The 22,410-nt window shown below is 55.7% G+C and carries 22 protein-coding genes and 1 tRNA gene; 6 read left to right on the top strand and 17 right to left on the bottom strand.

Annotation, left to right across the window (positions count from 1 at the left end; all coding sequences use genetic code 11):
• Nucleotides 1–15: 15 nt before the first annotated feature.
• On the bottom strand, nt 16–867 hold the full coding sequence (locus M3A44_07310) for a MipA/OmpV family protein (protein ID MEQ6341456.1): 852 nt from the start codon (nt 865–867) through the stop codon (nt 16–18).
• A gap of 126 nt (nt 868–993) precedes the next feature.
• Between M3A44_07310 and M3A44_07305 the strand changes: the two genes are divergently transcribed.
• A complete protein-coding gene (locus M3A44_07305) occupies nt 994–1,338 on the top strand; it encodes a histidine triad nucleotide-binding protein (protein ID MEQ6341455.1) in 345 nt (114 codons plus the stop codon).
• Nucleotides 1,339–1,382: 44 nt separating this feature from the next.
• On the opposite strand, the gene M3A44_07300 is transcribed toward M3A44_07305, so the two are convergent.
• Nucleotides 1,383–1,745: a hypothetical protein gene (locus M3A44_07300; GenBank protein ID MEQ6341454.1), complete on the bottom strand. Its 363-nt coding sequence runs from the start codon at nt 1,743–1,745 to the stop codon at nt 1,383–1,385.
• 147 nt (nt 1,746–1,892) lie between these two features.
• Between M3A44_07300 and M3A44_07295 the strand changes: the two genes are divergently transcribed.
• The 3 genes from M3A44_07295 to M3A44_07285 all read left to right on the top strand — a co-directional run bounded on the left by M3A44_07295 (nt 1,893) and on the right by M3A44_07285 (nt 3,987).
• A complete protein-coding gene (locus M3A44_07295) occupies nt 1,893–2,057 on the top strand; it encodes a hypothetical protein (protein ID MEQ6341453.1) in 165 nt (54 codons plus the stop codon).
• A gap of 625 nt (nt 2,058–2,682) precedes the next feature.
• Nucleotides 2,683–3,303 (top strand): calcium-binding protein, encoded by a 621-nt coding sequence (locus M3A44_07290; GenBank protein MEQ6341452.1) that lies wholly within the window; start codon nt 2,683–2,685, stop codon nt 3,301–3,303.
• A gap of 18 nt (nt 3,304–3,321) precedes the next feature.
• On the top strand, nt 3,322–3,987 hold the full coding sequence (locus M3A44_07285; protein ID MEQ6341451.1) for a hypothetical protein: 666 nt from the start codon (nt 3,322–3,324) through the stop codon (nt 3,985–3,987).
• A gap of 84 nt (nt 3,988–4,071) precedes the next feature.
• On the opposite strand, the gene argC is transcribed toward M3A44_07285, so the two are convergent.
• The 8 genes from argC to glgC form a co-directional block, all read right to left on the bottom strand.
• Nucleotides 4,072–5,100 carry an N-acetyl-gamma-glutamyl-phosphate reductase gene (gene argC / locus M3A44_07280; GenBank protein ID MEQ6341450.1) on the bottom strand — a complete coding sequence of 343 codons (1,029 nt, stop codon included), beginning with the start codon at nt 5,098–5,100 and terminating at the stop codon, nt 4,072–4,074.
• Nucleotides 5,101–5,399: 299 nt separating this feature from the next.
• Nucleotides 5,400–5,490 (bottom strand) — tRNA-Ser (locus M3A44_07275).
• A gap of 148 nt (nt 5,491–5,638) precedes the next feature.
• On the bottom strand, nt 5,639–5,986 hold the full coding sequence (locus tag M3A44_07270; GenBank protein MEQ6341449.1) for a hypothetical protein: 348 nt from the start codon (nt 5,984–5,986) through the stop codon (nt 5,639–5,641).
• A 1-nt stretch (nt 5,987) separates the two neighbouring features.
• Nucleotides 5,988–6,404 carry a hypothetical protein gene (locus tag M3A44_07265; protein ID MEQ6341448.1) on the bottom strand — a complete coding sequence of 139 codons (417 nt, stop codon included), beginning with the start codon at nt 6,402–6,404 and terminating at the stop codon, nt 5,988–5,990.
• 15 nt (nt 6,405–6,419) lie between these two features.
• The gene (locus M3A44_07260; protein ID MEQ6341447.1) at nt 6,420–6,701 is read right to left on the bottom strand and encodes a hypothetical protein; all 282 of its coding nucleotides are present in this window, start codon (nt 6,699–6,701) and stop codon (nt 6,420–6,422) included.
• Between the two features lie 157 nt (nt 6,702–6,858).
• The gene (gene malQ, locus M3A44_07255; protein MEQ6341446.1) at nt 6,859–8,328 is read right to left on the bottom strand and encodes a 4-alpha-glucanotransferase; all 1,470 of its coding nucleotides are present in this window, start codon (nt 8,326–8,328) and stop codon (nt 6,859–6,861) included.
• Nucleotides 8,328–10,052 (bottom strand): glycoside hydrolase family 57 protein, encoded by a 1,725-nt coding sequence (locus tag M3A44_07250; protein ID MEQ6341445.1) that lies wholly within the window; start codon nt 10,050–10,052, stop codon nt 8,328–8,330. The genes malQ and M3A44_07250 overlap by 1 nt, the downstream gene beginning before the upstream one ends.
• Entirely contained in the window at nt 10,042–11,325 is a 1,284-nt protein-coding gene (glgC, locus tag M3A44_07245; protein ID MEQ6341444.1) for a glucose-1-phosphate adenylyltransferase, read from the bottom strand. Before glgC ends, M3A44_07250 begins: the two co-directional genes overlap by 11 nt.
• A 251-nt stretch (nt 11,326–11,576) precedes the next feature.
• Here glgC and glgB point away from each other — a divergent pair, with 251 nt between their 5' ends.
• Complete coding sequence (gene glgB / locus M3A44_07240) at nt 11,577–13,775, top strand: 1,4-alpha-glucan branching protein GlgB (GenBank protein ID MEQ6341443.1); 2,199 nt, start codon at nt 11,577–11,579, stop codon at nt 13,773–13,775.
• Nucleotides 13,776–14,300: 525 nt separating this feature from the next.
• Entirely contained in the window at nt 14,301–15,056 is a 756-nt protein-coding gene (tsaB, locus tag M3A44_07235) for a tRNA (adenosine(37)-N6)-threonylcarbamoyltransferase complex dimerization subunit type 1 TsaB (GenBank protein ID MEQ6341442.1), read from the top strand.
• Nucleotides 15,057–15,121: 65 nt separating this feature from the next.
• Here the strand turns inward: tsaB and rimI are convergent, their stop codons facing one another.
• From rimI to M3A44_07200, 7 genes are all read right to left on the bottom strand, one after another.
• Nucleotides 15,122–15,544, bottom strand: coding sequence for a ribosomal protein S18-alanine N-acetyltransferase (rimI, locus tag M3A44_07230; protein ID MEQ6341441.1), 423 nt, complete (start codon nt 15,542–15,544; stop codon nt 15,122–15,124).
• 50 nt (nt 15,545–15,594) lie between these two features.
• Entirely contained in the window at nt 15,595–16,314 is a 720-nt protein-coding gene (locus M3A44_07225; GenBank protein ID MEQ6341440.1) for a uracil-DNA glycosylase, read from the bottom strand.
• A gap of 37 nt (nt 16,315–16,351) precedes the next feature.
• On the bottom strand, nt 16,352–17,887 hold the full coding sequence (locus M3A44_07220) for a 2-isopropylmalate synthase (GenBank protein MEQ6341439.1): 1,536 nt from the start codon (nt 17,885–17,887) through the stop codon (nt 16,352–16,354).
• 313 nt (nt 17,888–18,200) lie between these two features.
• Entirely contained in the window at nt 18,201–18,974 is a 774-nt protein-coding gene (pssA, locus tag M3A44_07215; protein MEQ6341438.1) for a CDP-diacylglycerol--serine O-phosphatidyltransferase, read from the bottom strand.
• Between the two features lie 64 nt (nt 18,975–19,038).
• Entirely contained in the window at nt 19,039–20,055 is a 1,017-nt protein-coding gene (gene ilvC, locus M3A44_07210; protein ID MEQ6341437.1) for a ketol-acid reductoisomerase, read from the bottom strand.
• Between the two features lie 67 nt (nt 20,056–20,122).
• Nucleotides 20,123–20,614: an acetolactate synthase small subunit gene (gene ilvN, locus M3A44_07205; protein MEQ6341436.1), complete on the bottom strand. Its 492-nt coding sequence runs from the start codon at nt 20,612–20,614 to the stop codon at nt 20,123–20,125.
• A 2-nt stretch (nt 20,615–20,616) separates the two neighbouring features.
• On the bottom strand, nt 20,617–22,329 hold the full coding sequence (locus M3A44_07200) for an acetolactate synthase 3 large subunit (GenBank protein MEQ6341435.1): 1,713 nt from the start codon (nt 22,327–22,329) through the stop codon (nt 20,617–20,619).
• Between the last annotated feature and the right edge of the window lie 81 nt (nt 22,330–22,410).

Raw genomic sequence — 22,410 nt, 5'->3', positions numbered from 1 at the left:
TTTCGCTGAGAGTACTCATTCACGCTCAACCCCCGCCTCCAATATGCGGTGGTCTTTATCGACTGTGCGGCTGGATTTGGCGAAAATCCAGGCTACGCCAAACCCCACCGCATGATATTCACCGGCACTGACCAGCGGTGAGTTTTCGAAAACCGCTCCGGAAAGCACATCGTAACGCGCAAACACCCCGGCCCAGACATCACCGAAACGCTTGCGCAACGCCACTGTGATACGGCTACCGCTATAACCGGCTCCGGCACGATATTCTGGCCGCATGTTTGTTGCGTAAGCCGACGGAACATCGTAAAAATAGGCATGGTAGTTTTTGTCGGCATACAGCGGGCCGACCGATGCACTTGCCTTCCACGGGCTGCTTTGAGCGCCATCGGTAAATACATATTCCAGAAAGGGTGCAAACGCCCAGCCCTGATGCTCAACACCGGATCGGCCAACCGATAACGCCGCCCGCAACGGAAAGCGCAGCCAAAAGGCATGATGCGCGCTTTCATCATCCCACAGCTTGAGCTCAAGCGATGGCCCCAGCTCTACGGTAGGGGCAAGGCTCGGCATACCGGCGCGGATGCCATTCGTATCCTTGGGTACGGGAACACCGGCGGCCAGACTGATATCGAGCTTCATGCGGTCTGACCTGAAAATATTGCCACGCATACCGGCATCATCAACCTTGAAACGCTCACCCCGATAAATGAGATAGGGCAGTGGAATAAAGTAACTTTTATCCTGATCGGAGCCACGATAATAAGGTACGCTCAACCCGGCAACACCCATGCCGAACTCCCACAGAGGGACTTCTTTCGCATTACCAGCGACAGGCAAGGCGAAGCCTAGTATGAACGGTGCGAGCAATCTCAATCTCATGAGGTACCTGTGACATTTCTAAAAAAATACATGCTACCAGATCGGGGTGGATTTTTTCGCGCGTGTCTGGGATATTAGGGTGTGTTGGCAAATGCTTTAAAAATGGAGGGGGTTATGCAAGATTGTCTGTTTTGCAAAATGGTGTCAGGACACATCAAGCCGGATATTGTTTATGAAAATTCGCATGTACTGGCCTTCCGCGACATTAATCCGCAAGCCCCGGTGCATGTGTTAGTTGTGCCCAAACAACATATCACCACACTTAATGACCTGGACGGTAGCCACGCCGCGCTTGTGGGAGAGATGCTCCTGGCCGCTCAGGAGGTGGCGCAGCTAACAGGCATCGCGGATTCGGGTTATCGCGCAGTGGTGAATTGCAATGCAGACGCAGGACAGTCTGTATGGCACATCCATCTGCATGTATTGGGTGGCCGGCGCATGGGTTGGCCGCCGGGGTGAGGGGTAAACGGCAATTATTCAAGCCAAATGTATTGTTATCCCTGTCAACCTCTATGCAAGGCCGGGACGGAATTTTTTACTGTCATCAGGACGCCGAAGGCGACATGAGTGAGCTTGCGCGTCATGGCTTTTATGATGAGTTTTGGCGCCTTGCCGGGAGCGGGAAATCGTTCGCGAAAACGCCTGCCCCATGCTGCTTTGTAAAGGGTGACCATGGCGAGCAGGTAGGGGACTTTACGCAGTAAGGCATGCCCGATCTTGGACAAACGTGGCTCTCCATCGATGTGGGCATGAATCATTTTGGCCACGGTACTGATCTGCTTGTCCAGCCACACAATATGCTCAGTGATCCCAGGCTTCACCGCATCAAGGTCCACCTCCAGCCGATTGCTCTCTTGGGTGCGCATTGTCTATAGCACCTCCAAACCGTCCGCAGACTGCCACTTCGTAAAATCCTCGAACGTGTTAGGCTCTGTTGACGTTTACTGCACTGTGGCGTTGCCGCCCCAAAAGGCGCCAGGCAAGGCGCGAGGAGAGAAGTTTAGTGATTCTAAATGAACGACGAGCAACGCCGCCTGGCGCCTTTTGGGGCGCAACCCGGAGGGACAGGGCGCTTTTGCCGCGAGACGGCGTTACACCTCGCTTATGTACGTCAAGTACGCTGCGCTTGGTGCGCCTTGTCTCGCGGCAAAAGCGCCTCCGTCGCCGCAGTGCAGTAAACGTCAACAGAGCCTAATGCAGATACTTTCAGTCTATCGCCGGGGCAAGGCTAATTTGCGCTAACGGAAATCCAAGATTGGCTGACGGGCAGCTGAATAAAGCCCGTCTACCAACCCGTGTTTCATCATGTCGAGATTCTTGACATTGTGTCGAAAAGTATTACACCTTTCCTGACCACTCCTATCCCTTCAGTTAATCAATTGTTATTTATGGGTATTTTGAATATTTTCTAGTTTTACCAGTGATTTCTCCCCTTTGATATCTTGGTTCGGCTGTCGGTGGGTTTTACAGCTGCATATACGGCCAGCTACCTACCAGATGGATGAATTTCTTCACAACTGTTTGATTATATTTAAGATGAGCGTTATTCGGGAGCCTTTGGGTATGGTATTTGCCTGAGAATTGCTGCCCGCCTTTGTAAAAAAACGAAAAGTACGCTTTTCGTTTTTCGTCTTACGGAAAATGCCAGAGGCGAATTTTTCAGAATTTCCTCATCAAGGATGTCCGGTTTTGGCAAACACAAGGAGGTATCCATGCCCCTACCCTCTCACGCACTCTGAACTTGGCAGCCGATTTAAAGAAGCTGTCCGTCGGTTGGAATCGATAATTATGGAGGATGCAACAATGAAAAAGTTGGCTATTGCTATATCAACAACGGCCCTGACCGCCAGTCTTCTGATGGGCCTATCCCCCACGGCGAGCGCCGCAGAGTCAGAAGACTCGACGCTGTTTTGCCAGGGCAAACGGGTCACCCTTGTCGGGACGCCATGGGATGATGTTCTTAACGGAACGCCGGGGGACGACGTGATCGCCGGCCTGGGAGGCAAGGACGAGATCTATGGGTTGGACGGCAATGACATCATTTGTGGCGGTAGTGGTGACGATCATATTTACGGCGGCGATGGTAATGATGCCATTGAAGGCGGCAGTGGCAAAGACGAGCTATACGGTGGCCCGGGCTCTGACACCATTCATGGCGGTAGTGATAATGATGTGGCATATGGTGATGATGATAATGTGATAGCCGAGATGGCTATAAACGTCTTTCCTCCGCCGGATGGGGTAGCTGGTAACGACACGCTTATTGGCGGCAGTGGGGCGGATGCGCTGTATGGCAGGATGGGTGACGATTTACTGCTCGGTGATTCCGGCGATGACTATTTGGATGGCGGTGATGGCAACGACACCTGCAAAGGCGGCAGCGGCACTAATACACTCGTCAATTGCGGACCAATCCACGATTGATCTTACAGGAGATATCCAATGAAAAAGCTGACTGGATTGATGACGGGGACAGCGCTGGCGCTTGGTCTGCTGACGACCTTACCCGTGGTGGCAAATGCCCAGGAGTGGAAGTGTAATGGTGAGCTGGCCACCATAATCGGGACGCCCGGGGATGATGTTCTTGGCGGAACCGCAGGAAATGATGTGATCGTCGGCTTGGGAGGCAACGACACGATTGATGGAAAAGGCGGTAATGATACTATCTGCGGCGGCGCGGACGGTCTCATTAACGATGGAGACGACAAGATATCCGGTGGTGACGGAGATGATAAAATTTACGGAGGTGATGGTATTGATACCCTCACCGGTGGGGATGGCAACGACACGATCCATGGCGGCGTAAACAACGACACAATCGAAGGCAACTCCGGGAATGATAATCTTTATGGTGACAGTGCCAATGACACAATCTCGGGTGGCATAGGCAACGACAAAATCTGGGGTGGCAGTGGCTCTGACAAGTTGTCTGGCGGTGAGGGTGCCGACGAAATGTATGGTGGCAGCGGTGGCGATCAGATGGCGGGCGACGGCGGAGACGACAAGCTGTGGGGCGAGTCTGGTGGTGACCACCTGGACGGTGGTTCGGACACCGATGTCTGTGACCTTGGTAGCGGCGGCATCAGCAAGGTCGCTTGCGAGATGTAGACCTTGGGCGACCCTGCCGTAACTCTAACCTGCCCCCCCCCTAATAGCAAGGCTGTCTGCTGTGAGGGGGGGGGGCAGCTCTACCTATGGCAACAGCGCGATACCTCCCAGTCCCTCGGCTTCAGCCAGGCCAAACATGATATTCATGTTCTGCACCGCCTGCCCGGCCGCGCCCTTTACCAGATTGTCGATCACCGACAACACGACGATCATGTCGCCACCCTGCGGACGATGCACGGCAATGCGGCAGAAGTTCGCGCCGCGTACCGAACGCGTCTCGGGATGGCTGCCCGCAGACAATACATCCACAAAATATTCATTGGCATAGCGGCTTTCAAACAAGGCCTGTACATCCGCTTCCTGGGTGATGCGGGCGTAAAGCGTCGCCTGAATGCCGCGGATCATCGGCGTCAGGTGCGGCACAAAGGTAAGCCCGACCGGCTTGCCTGCGCATGAGGCGAGTCCCTGCCTGATTTCCGGCAGGTGACGGTGGCCGGGCACAGCGTAGGCTCTGAAATTGTCCGTGGCTTCCGCATACAGGGTATGCACCTCGGCCTTGCGCCCGGCGCCGGAGACACCGGATTTTGCATCGGCGATCAGATGTGCCAGATCCACAATGCCAGCCTCGACCAGCGGTAGAAAACCCAGTTGCACCGCAGTGGGGTAACAGCCGGGATTGGCTACCAGCCGCGCGCTCTTGATCTTGTCACGATTGACTTCGGGCAGTCCATAAATCGCCTCGGCCACCAGATCCGGGCAGGCGTGGGGCATGCCATACCATTTTTCCCACTCGGCGATATCCTTGATGCGGAAATCGGCGGCCAGATCAATCAGGCGTACTCCCGCCTCCAGCAGCACCCGCGCCATGCCCATGGCGGTGCCGTTGGGGGTAGCGAAAAACACCACGTCGCAGGCCTTCAGTGCTGCCATATCGGGCGCTGTGAACGCCAGGTCGATATGACCGCGCAGATTAGGAAACACGTCGGCCACGGCGGTGCCCGCCTCGGCGCGCGAGGTGATGGCGAACAACTCCACCGCTGGGTGCGCCGCCAGCAGGCGCAGCAGTTCAACTCCGGTGTATCCAGTGCCGCCTACAATGCCGACCCTGATCATTTCGTTACCTCAAACCAATTTCATTCGTGTGGGTATGCAGGCACTTGCAATTGGTGAAACCAAAAAGCACGCAGCAATGGCGCGTTTTGCAAGAGCCATATGTGTTTCTAAGTATATGAAAACCAACGGCCTTTGTCCAGGCAATACTGGGAACCTGGGGGGCGTGGTGAAAAAGCGAGGGACGGCTAAATCAATAATCGCGACGCACCGCTCAACTTGCCGTGCGTGCCTGTGGTTAGAGCATGCGGGGTCAACCTACAGACTGCGCTAACAAAACGGTATTGGATTCAAACATAAAATGGCGGAGAGGGAGGGATTCGAACCCTCGATACGCTATTAACGTATACACACTTTCCAGGCGTGCTCCTTAAACCGCTCGGACACCTCTCCAAGGAAATGGCCGCACCATTGCGGGCAGCCATACACAAGACGCGGAAGATTAAACCAGAATCGTCCGCCATGCAAGGCGAAAGGCAAAAATTAAACCTGTTCGCCTCTGTTGGGCATTCTCAAATCAGGGTCAAGTGAGATCAAGCCACTAACAAGGCGCATCACTTGTGCATTTGACCTTACCCGAACCGCAGCATGCTTGCACGGTGGATATCATCAGTGGTATCAAGGGGAAAAACGCATCCAACTTACCTGACCAGCCCGCAGCATGACATTCCGCAGCACTGGATTTATCAACCACTTTACCACGCCGGCCGCGCCTTGCTGCAAACAAGCCCAGAACCAACCCGCCTGCGAGGCTTGCGATCAAGACTTTAGGCGTGGTGATTTTGCGGTTAACAGCCTGCTTCAGGGAACAGACTTGTCCACACGCCAATGCCTTGTTTTGATCTATTTGCGCTTCAAGTTCATTAATTGCTTTTTTGAGATGCCGCATTTCATTCCCCTCCCCTTGCGCGTGGCGCGATCTGGCGACGGGTGGCTTTAAACAACAAGTTCCGGCTGAAAACGAATATAAGCCCAACCAGGATCACCCCCAAGGCAATATTGAGCAGCGCAGTGATTAACAGCGCCAACCCCCATCCCAGCCCCAGATCCACCAATGAGAACGCGATGCCTGCCACAAACAGCAGCCATGCCGTAATGAATAATAGCGCCGCAGCCACGCCCAAACCCAGCATAGCCGCGATGCTTAAGCCCGCGAGACGGGCTTCGAGCGCAAGCAACCCCAAGATATCGCTAACGATGGAGCGAAAGGTGCGCAGCAAAGAAACCCCGGCGCTCGCCAAGGATTCCTCCGCCGCCGCACCTTTCGACCCATCCGATGGCGGGGTCGGCGGAGCGGTTGGAGACATCAGGTTATGTGCCCGTTAGCGTCTGAGCAACGCACCAAGCACCAGCCCCGCCGCAGCAGCGATGCCAACAGAAGTCATCGGATTTTGTTTGATGTATTCAGTCATGGAATGCCCCAGCTCCTTGGTGCTCTCCTGGACTTTCAGCGTAGTTTCCTTAAGGGTTTCCTGAGCCTTCTGGGCAGTTTCCCTGATGCGCTCTTCAGCATGTCCGGCGGGGCCAGACGCCTTGTCAACGGCCTCATGTGCCGTCTTGGCGACTTTATCAGTCGTGGGATGAGTTTCTACGCGCGCTTCCATAACAACCTCCCTTGCAATGTTGGTACAAAAAACCTTCCACATACAATACATACAATGGAGCGAAAGGGCACATTTTTCAAGTGATCAACTGACGCATAGATACGAAAACGGCCAACCGATAACAAACCCTTCCCTGCTTGACCCGGCTACTGCAGGCTTATCGCCTGCCATATATCTCCGCCAACCGGTGCAGACGCCCAGACAGTTCTTCCGGGACTTGTTCCCAGTCAAATCGCCAGCTCCAGTTACTTTTGGTGGTGCCGGGAAGGTTCATACGGTGTTCACCGTCGAGCGCGAGGACATCCTGCATGGGTACGATGGCGAGTTGAGCGACAGAGGCAAAGGCGCAGCGGATTAATGGCCAAGGCATGACTTCCTGCGGTAGTCCCAGATATTCAAGAATGTGCTGCTGCAAAGGGGATGATAGTTCTTCGAACCAGCCCACGGTGGTATTGTTGTCATGCGTACCGGTATAGACAACGCTGTTGTGCTGGTGGTTATAGCTGAGATACGGGTTGCTGGCGCCGCCCTCGAAGGCAAACTGTAAAATCTTCATGCCCGGCAGGCCATATTTTTCGCGCAGGGCATCCACTTCCGGCGTAATGATGCCAAGATCTTCCGCCACCAGCGGCAGCGGATTGAATGTCTCTTGCAATGCCTGAAACAGTTCATCGCCGGGCGCCTTGACCCAGCGGCCGTCGATTGCCGTTTCAGCATGCGCTGGGATCTCCCAATATGCCTCGAAGCCACGAAAATGGTCGATGCGGATCAGATCAAACTGCGCAAGCTGCGTGGTCATGCGCTCCACCCACCAGTGGAAGCCGTCCGCCTGCATACAGCCCCAGTTATAATGCGGGTTACCCCAGCGCTGGCCGGTGGCGGAGAAATAGTCTGGCGGCACGCCAGCTACGACCTGCGCCCGCCCCTCTTCGTCTAGCATGAAATACTCGCGGTGCGCCCACACCTCGGCACTATCGTGCGCGACGAAGATAGGCATATCGCCAAACAGAAGGACGCCACGCTCATTGGCATAGCGCTTGAGGTTCTGCCACTGGCGGAAAAAAACGTATTCTTCGAAGCAGGCCTGTTCAATGGCATCGACAAGGCGCACGCGCGCCCTGTCCAAGGCGTCAGTCTCACGGTCACGCAACGAAACAGGCCAGTCCAACCATGCTCGCCCATCATTTTCCTGGCGTAGTGCCTGGTAGAGGGCAAAATCATCCAGCCAGAACCCCTGCTTTACAACAAAGGCATCGAGCGCGGCGCGCTCTTCATCGGATGCGCGCTGCATAAAACCACGGCGCGACTCTATGAAGCAGGCACAACGATGCGCTTCCGGATCAGCATCGACTGGAATCGCTGCATCATTATTCAGCCACCCCAGTTCAGCGAGCAACTCAAGGCTGATTAACCGTGGGTTACCTGCGTGCACGGAAAGACATTGATAAGGCGAACCGTCATTATGCGTTGGACCCAGGGGCAATGTCTGCCACACCGACATACCACTCGCAGCCAGGAAGTCGACAAAGCGAAACGCCTCCGGGCCGAGTACGCCGCCGGGCAGTGAAGTAGGATGTAATAAAATGCCTGCTCTGCGCTGGCTAAGTGGCCCTACGGCGCCCACCATTACCACGACGCCTGACCGGGGCGCATCACGCCTCCGAGTTGCGGTGCGCCACCACCGTGCGTAAAGGTTTGAGACAAGTATTCGGGCGGCTCAACGTTCATCATCTGGTAGAGGTTGCCAAGATGGAGGCGGAACAGGCGCTCGAAGTCAGTTACAGTTGCGGCGGGATTGTAGTCACCAAACCACCAGAACCAGTCAGATCCCTCGCACAAGGCTAACTGTCGCTCGGCGGCAGCAAGTTGACCACCGGCAAGATGCCCTGAAACAACGGCTTTATCAAACGCTTTTTTGGCATCACCCAGCATATCCCAACCACGATTTTTGTCGGTGCTGCCGATCCACGTGGAAAATGTGCCGTAGACCCAACTACCCGCCACCAGGTGGGGCAACATACGTACCGGCACCTTGGCATCCAGACATGCGGAAAATGTGGTTAATTCAATGCGTGGATGCTCCGCCAGGCCGCGATAGAGGGCGTTGAGAAAGTAATAACCATTTTCGGGATAGTATTCCCAGGCATTTTCGCCATCCAGAATAATAGACACCACGCCGTCTTGCCCGGCACAGGTGACAGCGATGTTTTCCAGATGATGGATGAGGTTAGCCACCGCATCATCGGCATGCCATTCGGTGTAGGTAAATCCAATCAAATCCGAAAGGCCGTCATCGCGGAAGAAACAGGCGATGTTGTCTTTGCCTTTTCCCACATGGTAGGGATGATGCAGGCATTCGCTAAGCTGGCTTTGTTTACTTGCCGATACACTTTTGGCCTGCGCCAGACTGTTGCCCAACACGCTTCCGCCGCTGGCTGCCCAACGAAATCCATACTCGCCCAGCAATTTCAACGTGGCCGTGCTTACGCTTCCTTCGGAAGGCCAACAGCCATTCGGTTTCTCGCCGAAATAACGTTCAAAAACCTCTATTCCCTCGCGGATATGCCAGCGCGCGCGATCTTCACCGCCGGGATATCGGGCGAGCCTTGGCAAAGGCGCATCGGGCATGGCCTCATGCGCAGAGTTGATATCCAGCAGCAATGGCACGATGGGATGGGCATAAGGCGTGACTGATAGCTCGACCTGACCGCTCCGGGATAACGCCTTATAGCGCTCGATCACGCCAGCCAGCAATTCACCGATAATCTCCAGCAACTGGCGGCGATCATGTAAGGTGTATCCGCTGCCTTTCTCGATCAGCGCCTTGATGCGCGCATCCTGCCGCCGCACTATTTCACCCATCCAGGCCAAGTGATACCACACCAGGATATCGGCCAGATATTGATCGTTCAGGTAAGCAAGGGCTTCCGGCCGTGCCGTAAACCACGCTGCCATGTCAGCGAGCTGGCGATAGGGTTTGAATCGGTCAATGAGCCGCTTCTCGTTAACGCGCAGGCAAGCCTTGACCAGCACTATGCGCTGGCCTGCATCAACAGGCAGCGCGGGCTGAACCAGTGCCGCCAGCAGCGGGTCGTGGATCGCGCTGCCATCCTGAAAAAAGCCTTGCACCTGCCGGGTATAGTCGTCGATTTGTTCCAGCAAAATCGGCGCGAAATTAACCACTGCACTTGCAGCGGGTACAGCCTCGATGTGCGCCGCCATGTCGACATAGTCTTTGATGGCATGGAGGTACGTCCAGGGCAATTGATATTCGCCGCTGATAAGATCCTGATAATGAGGCTGGTGCATGTGCCAGCACAACACTACCTTGAGGCGTGGCTCAACGGACATAGTGAATTTCGTCTCCGAGCATTTCCGGCGTGACCAGTACGACGCCAGCGGGGGTAACATGAAAACGTTTGGCATCTTCTTCAAGATTTTCGCCGATTACCATGCCGTCCGGTACACGACAATTTTTGTCCAGCACAACCTTGCGCAAACGGCAATTCCGGCCAATATCGACGTTGGGCAGTACCACGCAGTCCTCAACAGTCGCATACGAGCGAACATACACATTGGAAAACAACAGTGAATGGCGCACTTTTGAGCCTGATATGATGCATCCTCCGGATACCATCGAATCCACCGCCATGCCACGACGATCTTCGTCATCGAACACAAACTTGGCGGGTGGAAGTTGCTCCTGATACGTCCAGATCGGCCATTCCTGATCATACAGATTCAATTCGGGAGACACGCCAATCAATTCCATATTGGCCTGCCAGAAGGCGTCAATCGTGCCCACATCACGCCAATAGGCTTTTTGACTACCTTCCTGCATATTGCTTTGCACGTCGCGGAATGGATAGGCCATGACGCGGTATTTTTCGATCACCGAGGGAATGATGTCCTTGCCGAAGTCGTGGCTGGAGCTTTTTTTGTCGGCGTCCTTGATTAATTGTTCGTAAAGGAATTTGGTATTGAAGACATAGATTCCCATGGAGGCAAGGGCCATATCGTCATGGCCCGGCATCGGTTCCGGCTGTTCAGGTTTCTCCGTAAATCGAACGACACGCCCCTCTTGGTCGATGGACATGACACCAAAGGCCTTGGCCTCATCGAGCGGCACCTCCATGCAACCCACCGTCATATCCGCACCATGATCAACGTGGTAGGCAATCATGGTGCCGTAATCCATTTTGTAAATGTGATCACCGGCCAAAATCATCACATATTCCGGGTCATGGAGACGGATGATGTCCAGGTTCTGGTACACGGCGTCAGCGGTGCCTGCGTACCATTGTTCATGCAAGCGCTGCTGGGCCGGCAACACTTCGACGAATTCACCAAACTCGCCGCGCAGAAAACCCCAACCCTGCTGGATATGGCGGATCAGCGAGTGGGCCTTGTATTGAGTCAGCACGCCAATGCGGCGGATACCTGAATTGATGCAGTTGGACAAGGGAAAGTCGATGATGCGGAATTTTCCACCAAAGGGCACGGAGGGCTTGGCGCGCCAATCGGTCAGTTCTCCCAACCGTGAACCGCGCCCCCCAGCAAGGATCAATGCAAGGGTATTTCTCGTGATGCGGCTAATGAAACGTGTTTTATGACTAAACAGCACAGAACCTCCGATCTCTTTTACGATCCCTATCCAACTTTTTGCAATGCCGCATCCGTGATACAACACTTATGCAACTGTTTTACTCAACAATTCTTGCTGGCAAAACCGCGAACCTGCCTCTTTAGTTATGATAACATCTGACCATTACAATACAATGCCGCAATAAACTGGCACCTGGTAACAAAACTGTGGGGCGGGGTTGGACTCGCCGACACCATAATCTAATTTCCAATATATATTCAAGAAATCCCATGAACCCAACCTTAGCCACAAGCGACGCTGACCTGCAAAAAATTCTCGAAGCTCGTCATCATGATCCTTTTTCTGTGCTAGGCAAGCACACACAGGGAGATCGTGAAGTCATTCGCGCCAATATCCCCGGCGCGACGGCGGTTTTTCTTGCCGACACCCTAAAGGGCACGAGTGATAGCCAGCCATTACAACGCATCCCGAACACCGACATCTTCGAGTGGCACGGCAAACATAGCGAAGCACCAGAGCATTATCGGCTGAAGTGGCGAGATGCTTCAGGCCAGGAGCATATCGCCCACGATCCATACACATTCCCGCCCCAACTCTCCCATTACGACCTGGGATTGTTCGCGGAAGGCAAGCATTGGCACGCCTACCGCCTCCTTGGCGCGCACCCCCGCACCGTTGATGGCATTGAGGGCGTATTGTTCGCCACTTGGGCTCCTAATGCAGAACGGGTCAGCGTGGTGGGCGACTTTAATCGATGGGATGGCCGGCGCTACCCGATGCGCGTGCATCACGGCGGGGTGTGGGAACTGTTCATCCCCGGCATCAACGAGGGAGCGCTATACCGCTTTGAGATTCGTAACCGCGACACGGGGGAGCTGCTCGTAAAGATCGACCCTTATGCGCGGCGCTTTGAAATGCGCCCTAGCACAGCATCCATTGTCGTCACGGAAAGGGATTATGCCTGGGGTGACGCCGACTGGCTGCACGCCCGTGCACAGGCCGATTGGCTGCATCAACCCCTGTCGGTCTACGAAGTGCACCTGAGCTCCTGGCAGCACGACGAACACGGCAATTTTCTCAATTACCGGGAACTGGCCAAGCGCCTGGTTGACCATGTCACGAAATTGGGCTTTACCCACATTGAGCTGCTGCCCATTACCGAACATCCGCTGGACGCCTCCTGGGGCTACCAGACCACGGGTTACTACGCGCCTACCAGCCGCTTCGGTAGCCCCGATGACTTCCGCTATTTCGTTGACTACTGCCATCGCCACGGCATCGGTGTGTTACTGGACTGGGTGCCGGGACACTTCCCGAAGGACGCACATGGCCTGGCGCGCTTCGATGGCACCGCCCTGTATGAGCACGAAGATCCGCGCCGCGGCGAACACCGCGACTGGGGCACGCTGATTTTCAACTATGGCCGCAATGAGGTGAAAAATTTCCTCATGTCCAACGCGCTATTCTGGCTGGAGGAATTCCACCTGGACGGGCTGCGCGTCGACGCCGTGGCCTCGATGATATACCTGGACTATTCGCGCGAGGCTGGCGACTGGATACCGAACATTTATGGCGGCAATGAAAATCTGGAGGCCATCGAGTTCCTGCGCGCGGTCAATCAACTCACTCACGATCAGCACCCCGGCACGCTGACAATTGCCGAGGAATCCACCTCCTGGCCAATGGTATCGCGCCCCACCTACCTGGGTGGCCTGGGCTTTAGCATGAAATGGAACATGGGGTGGATGCACGACACCCTGCAATACATGAGCAAGGAGCCAATTTACCGCCACTATCAACATGACCAACTGACCTTCGGTCTGCTCTACGCCTTTACAGAAAATTTCGTGCTGCCGTTTTCCCACGATGAGGTGGTGCATGGCAAACAATCCATGCTCAACAAGATGCCGGGCGATGAATGGCAACGCTTCGCCAACCTGCGCCTGCTCTACACCTACATGTTCACCTATCCCGGCAAGAAGCTGCTGTTCATGGGCTGCGAATTCGGACAAGGCCGGGAATGGGATCACGCCAATCCTCTAGACTGGTGGGTGCTGGATTATCCGGTACATCAGGGCATGCAGACGTTAATCAAAGACCTTAACCATTTGTACCGGGACATCATTCCCTTGCACCGTCACGACTTCGACCACCACGGCTTCGAGTGGATCGACTGTCACGACTCCACACAATCCGTGCTGAGCTATCTTCGGAAAGATGGTGATGATTTTGTTCTGGTGGCGCTTAACTTTACACCGGTACCACGCAAAAATTACCGTATTGGCGTACCCATAGACGGCTGGTATCAGGAAATCATGAACTCTGACTCCACCTATTATGGCGGCAGCAACACGGGCAACGCCGATGCGGTGCGTGCGGAACCAGTGCCATGGATGGGAAGACCTCATTCAATCGAGATCACCCTGCCACCGTTGGCGGGTGTGATATTCAGGGTTTGGAAGACCTAGCAGCCTGTCGGACTTAGGGGATCGTAGCGAAAAAGTGGGAGAGCGAGGACAGTTTTTTGCTATTTTGAGGAGAATAGCTGGCACTATTTAACGAAAAATAGCGGAAAAATGGACCGCTCTCCCGCTTTTGCAGTAGATTCGACCTAAGTCCGACAGGCTGCTAGGAACCTAACCTACATCTGCGAGTGGACGTGCTGGTGGGTGCCCCGCCCACCGGCATCTCTATTTTCAATGCATTTTTTGATGAATAAATCACAGTGATGTCGTGCATCATCAAGCGTAAGATACGGCCCGTAATTATCACCTTCGCGGGTATGGAAATACCAACCGGCGAGACTTTCATCATCTGACATCACATGGAAAAATCGGCCTGACCTTTGGAATGGCCTTGCGCGTTGTGTATAGGCACCCTGGAACATGTGTATCCTCCGTTATGATTGCGCGCATACAATATGACAATCGCCACAAATATGGCACACGCTGCAACCATGCAGAAATAATGCCACCCAAAACCAAGGGCTCACATTGAAACTCCTTGCCATCGACACCTCCACCGAAGCCTGTTCCGCAGCCTTGCTGATTGCAGGAGAAGTGCGTGAACGTCACGAAATCGCGCCGCGTGAGCATGCGCGGATGATCCTGCCAATGCTGGAATCACTGCTTGCCGAAGCGGGCCTGAAACTCGCCCAACTCGATGCACTCGCCTTCGGACGCGGACCGGGAGGATTCACCGGCGTGCGTATCGCCACCGGCGTTATCCAGGGGTTGGCCTTTGGCGCCGATCTGCCGGTGGCGCCTGTGTCATCGCTCGCGGCACTGGCGCAAGGTGCTTATCGTGAAACCGGCGCACAGCAAATACTGGCAGCCATCGACGCGCGCATCAGCGAAGTGTACTGGGGAGCCTACCGATTGGGGAATGCGGGATTGGTCACTATGGAGAATGACGAGGCCGTCTGCGCACCGCAGCATGTGCCCTTGCCAGTGGGCGCTGGCTGGTTCGGTGCAGGCAGTGGCTGGGCGACATACGAGGCAGAGTTACAAACCCGAATGGGCGGCGCGGTATCCACATGCGATGGCCAACGCTACCCGCGCGCATATGATGTCGCGCTGCTGGGCGCCGACATTTTCCGGCGCGGTTTAGCAGTCAGCGCTGAACAGGTGCTGCCAGTGTATTTACGGGATGAGGTGGCCTGGAAAAAAGTGGCTGAGCCAGATTCAGAGCGGGCATCGCCCACCGGAAAAGTTTTTCGCTACGATCCCCGAAGTCCGGCAGGTTCCTAGCCCTACTGTGTCACAAAGCGATCAAGGAAGGCGTAGAGTCGCTGCAAATAACTTTTACAAAAGCCTCACACATGCCGCGCCAAGATCAGCGCGTCTTCCCTGCCGCCCACTGCCGGGTAATAGCCCTTGCGCACCCCCAGCTCGTTAAACCCCATCGAATGATAGAGATGAATCGCGGCCTGATTCGAGGGGCGAACCTCTAGCAGCAGGCTATCGGCCTTGAGGCGGCTTGCCTGGGTCAATATGTGTTCCATCATCAGGCGTCCCAGCCCCTGTCCGCGCGACTCGGGTTTGACGCAGAGGTTCAGTACATGCGCCTCCCCGCCGCCCGCCATCATGACGCTGTAGCCATGGATTTCGCCATTGAGCTCGATCACCCACCCGCCATACCCCACCCGCAGGCAGTCGCGGAAGATGCCTTCCGTCCACGGAAACGGATAGGCGCGCAGTTCAATCTCCATGACGGCGGTCAGATCCTCCACGGTCATGGGCCTAATGTGGCAGGCGGTTACCTTTTTTTTTCGAGGCGCAGCGCCCTTCATGGGTGCCCTGAAAAAACCCTGCGCGCAAATTGCAGGTCTTCCCAGGCCTTGCGTTTTTCCCTGGGGGAGCGCAACAAATAGGCTGGATGATAGGTCACCACCACCGGAATGCCGGTATCCGCATAACTGTATCGCTTGCCGCGTAAGGAGCCTAGGGTGTCGCCTGTCTTGAGCAGATTGTGCGCCGCTATCCTGCCTACCACGAGAATGACCTTGGGCTGAAGCAGTGCAATCTGGCGATTAAGGTAAGTCTCGCACGCTGCGGCCTCTTCAGGCAGCGGGTCACGATTATTGGGGGGGCGGCACTTGACGACATTGGCGATGTATACTTCCTCGCGCTTCAGCCCTATGGCAAACAGCATGGCATTGAGCAACTTGCCGGCGCGCCCCACGAAGGGTTCGCCTTGACGGTCTTCGTCGGCGCCGGGGGCCTCGCCGACAATCATCCATTGCGCCTGGTGGCTACCTACGCCGAATACGGCTTGGGTACGCCCATTGTGCAGCGCGCAGGCGGTGCAGGCCATTGCTTGCGCTTGCAACTCATTCCATGAATCCCCTCTGCCCAAATCCCCCCTGCCCCCCTTTTTCAAAGGGGGGGTGGAAGGGTGGGCTTCAAGCTCGCCCCTGCCGTCGATTTCAGGCGCAGCCACAGGCGCCCGGCGCTCCCACGCCTGTATACCCATGGCATCAAGGTATTCCAACCGCTTGTCATTCATCGGCTTTTACCTATCCACCCACACAGCGGAAAGTGCTTCACAGTTGCGGATGGGCGCGCTCCGCCGGCGCGATGATCTTGTTCAGGGCATTGATATACGCCTTGGCAGAGGCAATCACGATATCGGTGTCCGCCCCTTGGCCGTTGACGATGCGGCCGCCCTTTTCCATACGCACCGTCACCTCACCCTGGGAGTCGGTGCCGCTGGTGATATTGTTTACGGAGTACAGCATCAACTGCGTGCCACTGTTGACGATAGACTCGATGGCCTTGAAAGCCGCATCCACCGGGCCATCGCCTTGGGCTGCACCTTGTTGTTCAGCGCCATTCATCCATAACGTCACCACTGCGTTGGGCATTTCGCCGGTCTCCGAGCACACTTTCGAATAAACCAGTTTGATGTGCTCGTTCTCCGCAGCAAGATTGGCCTCGGTCACCAAGGCCTGCAGATCCTCGTCATAAATCTCGTGTTTCTTGTCCGCCAAATCCTTGAAGCGGGAAAACGCGGCGTTCAACTCTTCTTCTGAATCGAAGCTGATGTCAAGTTCCTGCAAGCGCGTACGGAAAGCGTTGCGCCCAGAATGTTTGCCAAGCACCATGCGGTTGGCGGACCAGCCGACATCCTGAGCGCGCATGATTTCGTAGGTCTCGCGGCTCTTCAATACGCCATCTTGGTGTATGCCGGATTCGTGGGCGAAGGCATTGGCGCCGACGATCGCCTTGTTCGGCTGCACCGCAAAACCGGTGATACCCGACACCAGCCGCGAACACGGCACGATCTGGGTAGCATCAAGATCCACGTGACAGGAGAAAATATCGGGCCGCGTGCGCACCGCCATGACAATCTCCTCCAGTGCCGCGTTGCCGGCGCGCTCGCCCAAACCGTTGATGGTACACTCCACCTGACGCGCGCCGTTCAATACGGCGGAAAGCGAGTTAGCTACCGCCAAGCCGAGGTCGTTATGGCAATGCACGGAAAACACCGCTTTGTCGGCGTTCGGCACGCGTTCGAGCAAGGTACGAATCAACGCGCCGAACTGGTGCGGCAAATTGTAACCCACGGTATCGGGGATGTTGACGGTACGTGCACCAGCATCAATCACCGCCTCGATCACCCGACAGAGAAAATCGATTTCCGAGCGCCCAGCATCTTCCGGGGAAAACTCCACATCATCGGTGTATTGCCGGGCACGTTTCACCGCCTTCACGGCCTGCTCCACCACCTGATCCGGCTCCATGCGCAACTTCATTTTCATGTGGATGGGCGACGTGGCGATAAAGGTGTGAATGCGCGCCGCATTGGCACCACGCAAGGCCTCACCGGCACGGTCGATGTCTTTGTCCAGCGCCCGCGCCAAAGCGCATACGCGGCTGTCCTTGACGGCGTTCGCCACCGCCTGCACCGCCTCGAAATCGCCGGGGCTGGCGACTGGGAAGCCGGCCTCGATAACATCCACCCGCATGCGCTCCAGTGACTTGGCGATGCGCACCTTTTCATCGCGTGTCATAGACGCGCCAGGGCTTTGCTCGCCGTCACGCAAAGTGGTGTCAAAAATAATCAATTTATCGCTCATGATGTGCTCCGCTATTTGGCTATCATGTTACTTGAATGGTCCAGACATGAGCAATCGCTTGCATGCGCTTTATTTAGGGCCTAAAGCGCCGAGCAGGTCTGAATCGTTATGTTTTAAATGTGGGCTCCCAAGGGAGCCGAAAGGGATAGTTGTCTGCCTTACGGCAGCAGGCGTGACAGCGGAAGGAAGGCAAACTCGATGCGCAAGGGCGCGCTACCGGAAACGGCAGGCTGAGGGTAACTCTTCGCATGGATCATCAACATGGCTATTACGCTAATATAACCCGATCCAAAATGCAAGCGAAAAAAACCGCCTATTCGGGAGGCGGAAGCTGCGCTTTACGTTGCCCACGTTTTTTGTACATGCGGAACACGGCGGACACCGGCCCTGACAGCCCGTACAGCAAAAACACGCCAAGCAGCACCTCCGGCGGGCTAAGCGAGATAAATACAAAGATCAGCATCACCGCCACGACCGCGATGAAAGGCACCTTGTTTTTGAGGTCAAGGTCTTTGAAGCTGAGGTAGTATATGTTGCTGACCATCAGCACGCCCGCTGCAAGGGTGAGGAAGAACGCCATCACCGCCAAGTCCTTGCCGTTCAGGCCATAGTCGTTGCATACCCAGACCATGCCCGCGATCAATCCGGCGGCGGCAGGACTCGCCAATCCCTGGAAGTAGCGTTTATCTACTACGCCTATGCGGGTATTAAAGCGCGCCAGTCGCAAGGCAGCGGCGGCGGCATAGATGAAAGCGGCCAGCCAGCCGATTTTGCCGAGCGCGGACAAGGACCAGATGTATACCACCAGCGCTGGGGCAAGCCCGAACGAAACCATATCGGCAAGGCTGTCATATTCCTTGCCGAAGTCACTTTGGGTATTGGTGAGACGGGCGATGCGGCCGTCAATGCCGTCCATGATCATGGCGATAAAAATCGCCACCGCCGCCGGTTCGAAACGCCCGCTCATCGCCGCCACAATGGCGTAAAACCCAGCAAACAGGCCCGCCGTGGTAAACAGATTGGGTAGCAGGTAAATGCCCCTGCTGCGTGGGGCGCTATCGGTATCGGGTGTTTCTTCGTCCGTCACAGGCCATCACCCCTATCCCTATCACCCTCTCCCGCATGGAGAGAGGGTATTCCAGGCCGCGTGATCAATTCTTGCTCTGATCCACGATTTTGTTGGCCTTGATCCACGGCATCATGTCGCGCAGCTTGGCACCGACAACTTCGATCTGATGCTCGCGGCCAATACGGCGCTTGGCCTTCAGGGTGGCGGCGCCGGCCTGATTTTCCAGGATGAACTCGCGCGCGAACTCACCGTTCTGGATTTCCGTGAGAATACGCTTCATTTCCGCCTTGGTCTGCTCGGTGACAATGCGCGGGCCACGGGTAAGATCGCCATATTCGGCGGTATTGGAGATCGAGTAGCGCATATTGGCTATGCCGCCCTCGTACATCAGGTCGACGATCAGCTTGAGCTCATGCAGGCACTCGAAATAAGCCATCTCGGGAGCGTAACCGGCCTCCACCAAGGTTTCAAAACCGGCCTGCACCAGTGCGGTCGCACCACCGCACAGCACGGCCTGCTCGCCGAACAGGTCGGTCTCGGTCTCTTCACGGAAGTTGGTTTCGATGATGCCCGCGCGACCGCCGCCGTTGGCGCTGGCGTAGGAAAGCGCAATTTCCTTGGCCTTGCCGGAAACGTTTTTATTGACCGCAATCAGGCTCGGCACACCGCCGCCCTGGGTATAGGTGGAGCGCACCAGGTGGCCGGGTCCCTTGGGGGCGATCATGATCACGTCGAGATCGGCGCGCGGCTCGATCTGGCCAAAGTGGATATTGAACCCGTGGGCAAAGGCCAACGCCGCGCCCTGCTTGATGTTTGGCTCAATCGAATCACGGTACAAGCTGGCCTGGTGCTCATCGGGTGCCAGGATCATCACCACATCGGCGCCCTGCACTGCCTCTTCGATGCTTTTTACGGTAAGACCGGCTTTTATGGCTTTAGACTCGGAAGAAGAACCGGAGCGCAGCCCCACCACCACATCAATGCCGGAGTCTTTCAGGTTGTTGGCATGCGCGTGGCCCTGTGAACCATAGCCAATAATTGCCACTTTCTTTTTACGGATGATGGAAAGGTCGGCGTCTTTGTCGTAATAAATGTTCATGGTTTTTCCTTATTGCAATGTAAAATAAAAATTCGTTGTTTAGTCGTGCAGGCCATGCCGGCGAAGGCTACAGATGCAAACTTTTCTCCCCACGGGCGATCCCGGACACCCCTGACCGCACCGTTTCCAGTATCGAGGCAGAACCCACCGCCTGAATAAAGGCATCCAGCTTGTTACCCGTGCCTGTCAACTCGACAGTGTAAGTGCCCGTTGTCACGTCGATGATATGGCCGCGAAAGATATCGACGAGGCGCTTTAGCTCCTCGCGCGCATCGCCTGTCGCCCGGAGCTTGATCAGCATCATCTCACGCTCGATGTGCGGGCCTTCGGTCAAATCTATTAGTTTAACTACATCAACCAACTTGTTCAATTGCTTGGTAATTTGCTCGACGATTTCATCCGAGCCGCGCGTTACCAGGGTCATGCGCGACAGGGAAGGATCCTCGGTGGGCGCGACGGTGAGGGACTCGATGTTGTAGCCGCGCGCCGAGAACAACCCGGCAACACGCGACAACGCGCCAGACTCGTTTTCAATCAGTATGGAAATAATATGACGCATGATCAAGCCAACTCTCTTTCCGGCGACAAATGCATTTCATGATGGCCCTTGCCTTGGGCGATCATGGGGTAAACGTTTTCCGTCTGGTCGGTGATGAAGTCCATAAAGACCAGGCGGTCCTTGAGCTTCATGGCTTCGCGCAACGCCGGCTCGACATCGGAAGGTTTTTCTATTTTCATGCCCACGTGGCCATAGCTTTCCGCCAGCTTCACGAAGTCGGGCAATGCCTCCATGTACGACATGGCATAGCGGCCTTCATAGAAGAACTCCTGCCACTGGCGCACCATGCCCATGTAGCGGTTATTGAGATTGATGACCTTGATCGGCAAACCGTACTGACGGCAGGTGGACAGCTCCTGGATGCACATCTGAATGCTGGCCTCGCCAGTCACGCATGCTACGGTCGCATCAGGGTGCGCGAGCTGCACGCCCATCGCGGCGGGCAGGCCAAAACCCATCGTGCCAAGACCACCCGAGTTGATCCAGCGATTCGGCTTGTCGAATTTGTAAAACTGCGCCGCCCACATCTGATGCTGGCCCACGTCGGAGGTGACGAAGGCGTCGCCCTGCGTGACGTTATAGAGAGTTTCCAGCACGAATTGCGGCTTGATAAGCGCGCTGTTGCGATCGTATTTCAGGCAGTTGACCGCGCGCCATTCGTTGATCTGGCTCCACCACTGCGCGAGTGCCGCTTGATCCGGTGTGCGCTTGTCCTCTTTGAGCAGGCGGATCATTTCCTTCACGACATGATCCACGTCGCCGACGATAGGCACATGCACCTTGACGCTTTTGGAGATTGAGGACGGATCGATATCCACGTGAACAATCTGCGCCTCAGGACAGAAATACTCAACCTTGCCCACTACGCGATCATCAAAGCGCGCGCCGATGGCGATCAATACATCACAATGGTGCATGGCCATATTGGCCTCGTAGGTGCCGTGCATACCCAGCATGCCCAGAGACTGCTTGTCGGTGGCGGGATACGCGCCCAATCCCATCAGGGTGTTGGTGATGGGATAGCCGAGCATGCGCGTCATCTCAGTCAACGACGAGGATGCACCGCTCCAGATCACGCCGCCGCCGGTATAGATCATGGGGCGCTTGGCTGACAGCATTAAATCCACGGCTTTTTTGATCTGCCCCGGATGGCCTTTCATCACGGGGTGATAGGAACGGATCTCCACCTCTTCGGGGTAGGAATATTCTGCCCGGTGCATGGTGACGTCCTTGGGGACATCCACCACAACAGGGCCGGGGCGGCCGGTAGTCGCAAGGTAGAATGCCTTTTTGATAGTCGTCGCCAGGTCTTTAATGTCCTTCACCAGGAAGTTGTGCTTTACGCAGGGGCGGGTAATGCCGACGGAATCCACTTCCTGGAAGGCATCCGAGCCTATCGCCCAGGTGTGTACCTGGCCGGTGATGATGACCATGGGGATAGAATCCATATAGGCGGTAGCAATGCCGGTGATGGCATTGGTGGCGCCTGGCCCGGAGGTGACCAGCACCACACCGGGCTTGCCGGTGGAACGCGCGTAGCCATCGGCGGCATGCGTCGCCCCTTGCTCATGGCGCACCAGGATATGCTTTACATCTTCCTGCTGATACAGCGCATCATAAATGAACAACACAGCCCCGCCAGGGTATCCAAACACATATTCGACGCCTTCATCCTTAAGGCAATGGACGAGTATCTCGGCACCGGTCAATTCCACGTCATCATCTCCACTGGTAGAAAAACGCCCGTAACAACGGGCGGTTTACGCTTTCGTTATCGCGATCTTAGACGCTGATTA

Source organism: Gammaproteobacteria bacterium (assembly GCA_040183005.1).
In the GTDB taxonomy this organism is placed as follows: domain Bacteria; phylum Pseudomonadota; class Gammaproteobacteria.
This window is presented reverse-complemented; position numbering and strand designations above follow the sequence as displayed.

Coding starts and splice junctions, on each gene's coding strand:
- M3A44_07270 (MEQ6341449.1), bottom strand. CDS start 5,986: ATGCGGCATCTCAAAAAAGCAATTAATGAACTTGAAGCGCAAATAGAT.
- argC (MEQ6341450.1), bottom strand. CDS start 5,100: ATGATCAGGGTCGGCATTGTAGGCGGCACTGGATACACCGGAGTTGAA.
- M3A44_07305 (MEQ6341455.1), top strand. CDS start 994: ATGCAAGATTGTCTGTTTTGCAAAATGGTGTCAGGACACATCAAGCCG.
- glgB (MEQ6341443.1), top strand. CDS start 11,577: ATGAACCCAACCTTAGCCACAAGCGACGCTGACCTGCAAAAAATTCTC.
- M3A44_07295 (MEQ6341453.1), top strand. CDS start 1,893: ATGAACGACGAGCAACGCCGCCTGGCGCCTTTTGGGGCGCAACCCGGA.
- M3A44_07285 (MEQ6341451.1), top strand. CDS start 3,322: ATGAAAAAGCTGACTGGATTGATGACGGGGACAGCGCTGGCGCTTGGT.
- ilvC (MEQ6341437.1), bottom strand. CDS start 20,055: ATGAACATTTATTACGACAAAGACGCCGACCTTTCCATCATCCGTAAA.
- ilvN (MEQ6341436.1), bottom strand. CDS start 20,614: ATGCGTCATATTATTTCCATACTGATTGAAAACGAGTCTGGCGCGTTG.
- M3A44_07225 (MEQ6341440.1), bottom strand. CDS start 16,314: ATGAATGACAAGCGGTTGGAATACCTTGATGCCATGGGTATACAGGCG.
- malQ (MEQ6341446.1), bottom strand. CDS start 8,328: ATGGTGGGCGCCGTAGGGCCACTTAGCCAGCGCAGAGCAGGCATTTTA.
- M3A44_07290 (MEQ6341452.1), top strand. CDS start 2,683: ATGAAAAAGTTGGCTATTGCTATATCAACAACGGCCCTGACCGCCAGT.
- M3A44_07300 (MEQ6341454.1), bottom strand. CDS start 1,745: ATGCGCACCCAAGAGAGCAATCGGCTGGAGGTGGACCTTGATGCGGTG.
- M3A44_07250 (MEQ6341445.1), bottom strand. CDS start 10,052: ATGTCCGTTGAGCCACGCCTCAAGGTAGTGTTGTGCTGGCACATGCAC.
- M3A44_07220 (MEQ6341439.1), bottom strand. CDS start 17,887: ATGAGCGATAAATTGATTATTTTTGACACCACTTTGCGTGACGGCGAG.
- M3A44_07265 (MEQ6341448.1), bottom strand. CDS start 6,404: ATGTCTCCAACCGCTCCGCCGACCCCGCCATCGGATGGGTCGAAAGGT.
- M3A44_07260 (MEQ6341447.1), bottom strand. CDS start 6,701: ATGGAAGCGCGCGTAGAAACTCATCCCACGACTGATAAAGTCGCCAAG.
- rimI (MEQ6341441.1), bottom strand. CDS start 15,544: ATGACCGTGGAGGATCTGACCGCCGTCATGGAGATTGAACTGCGCGCC.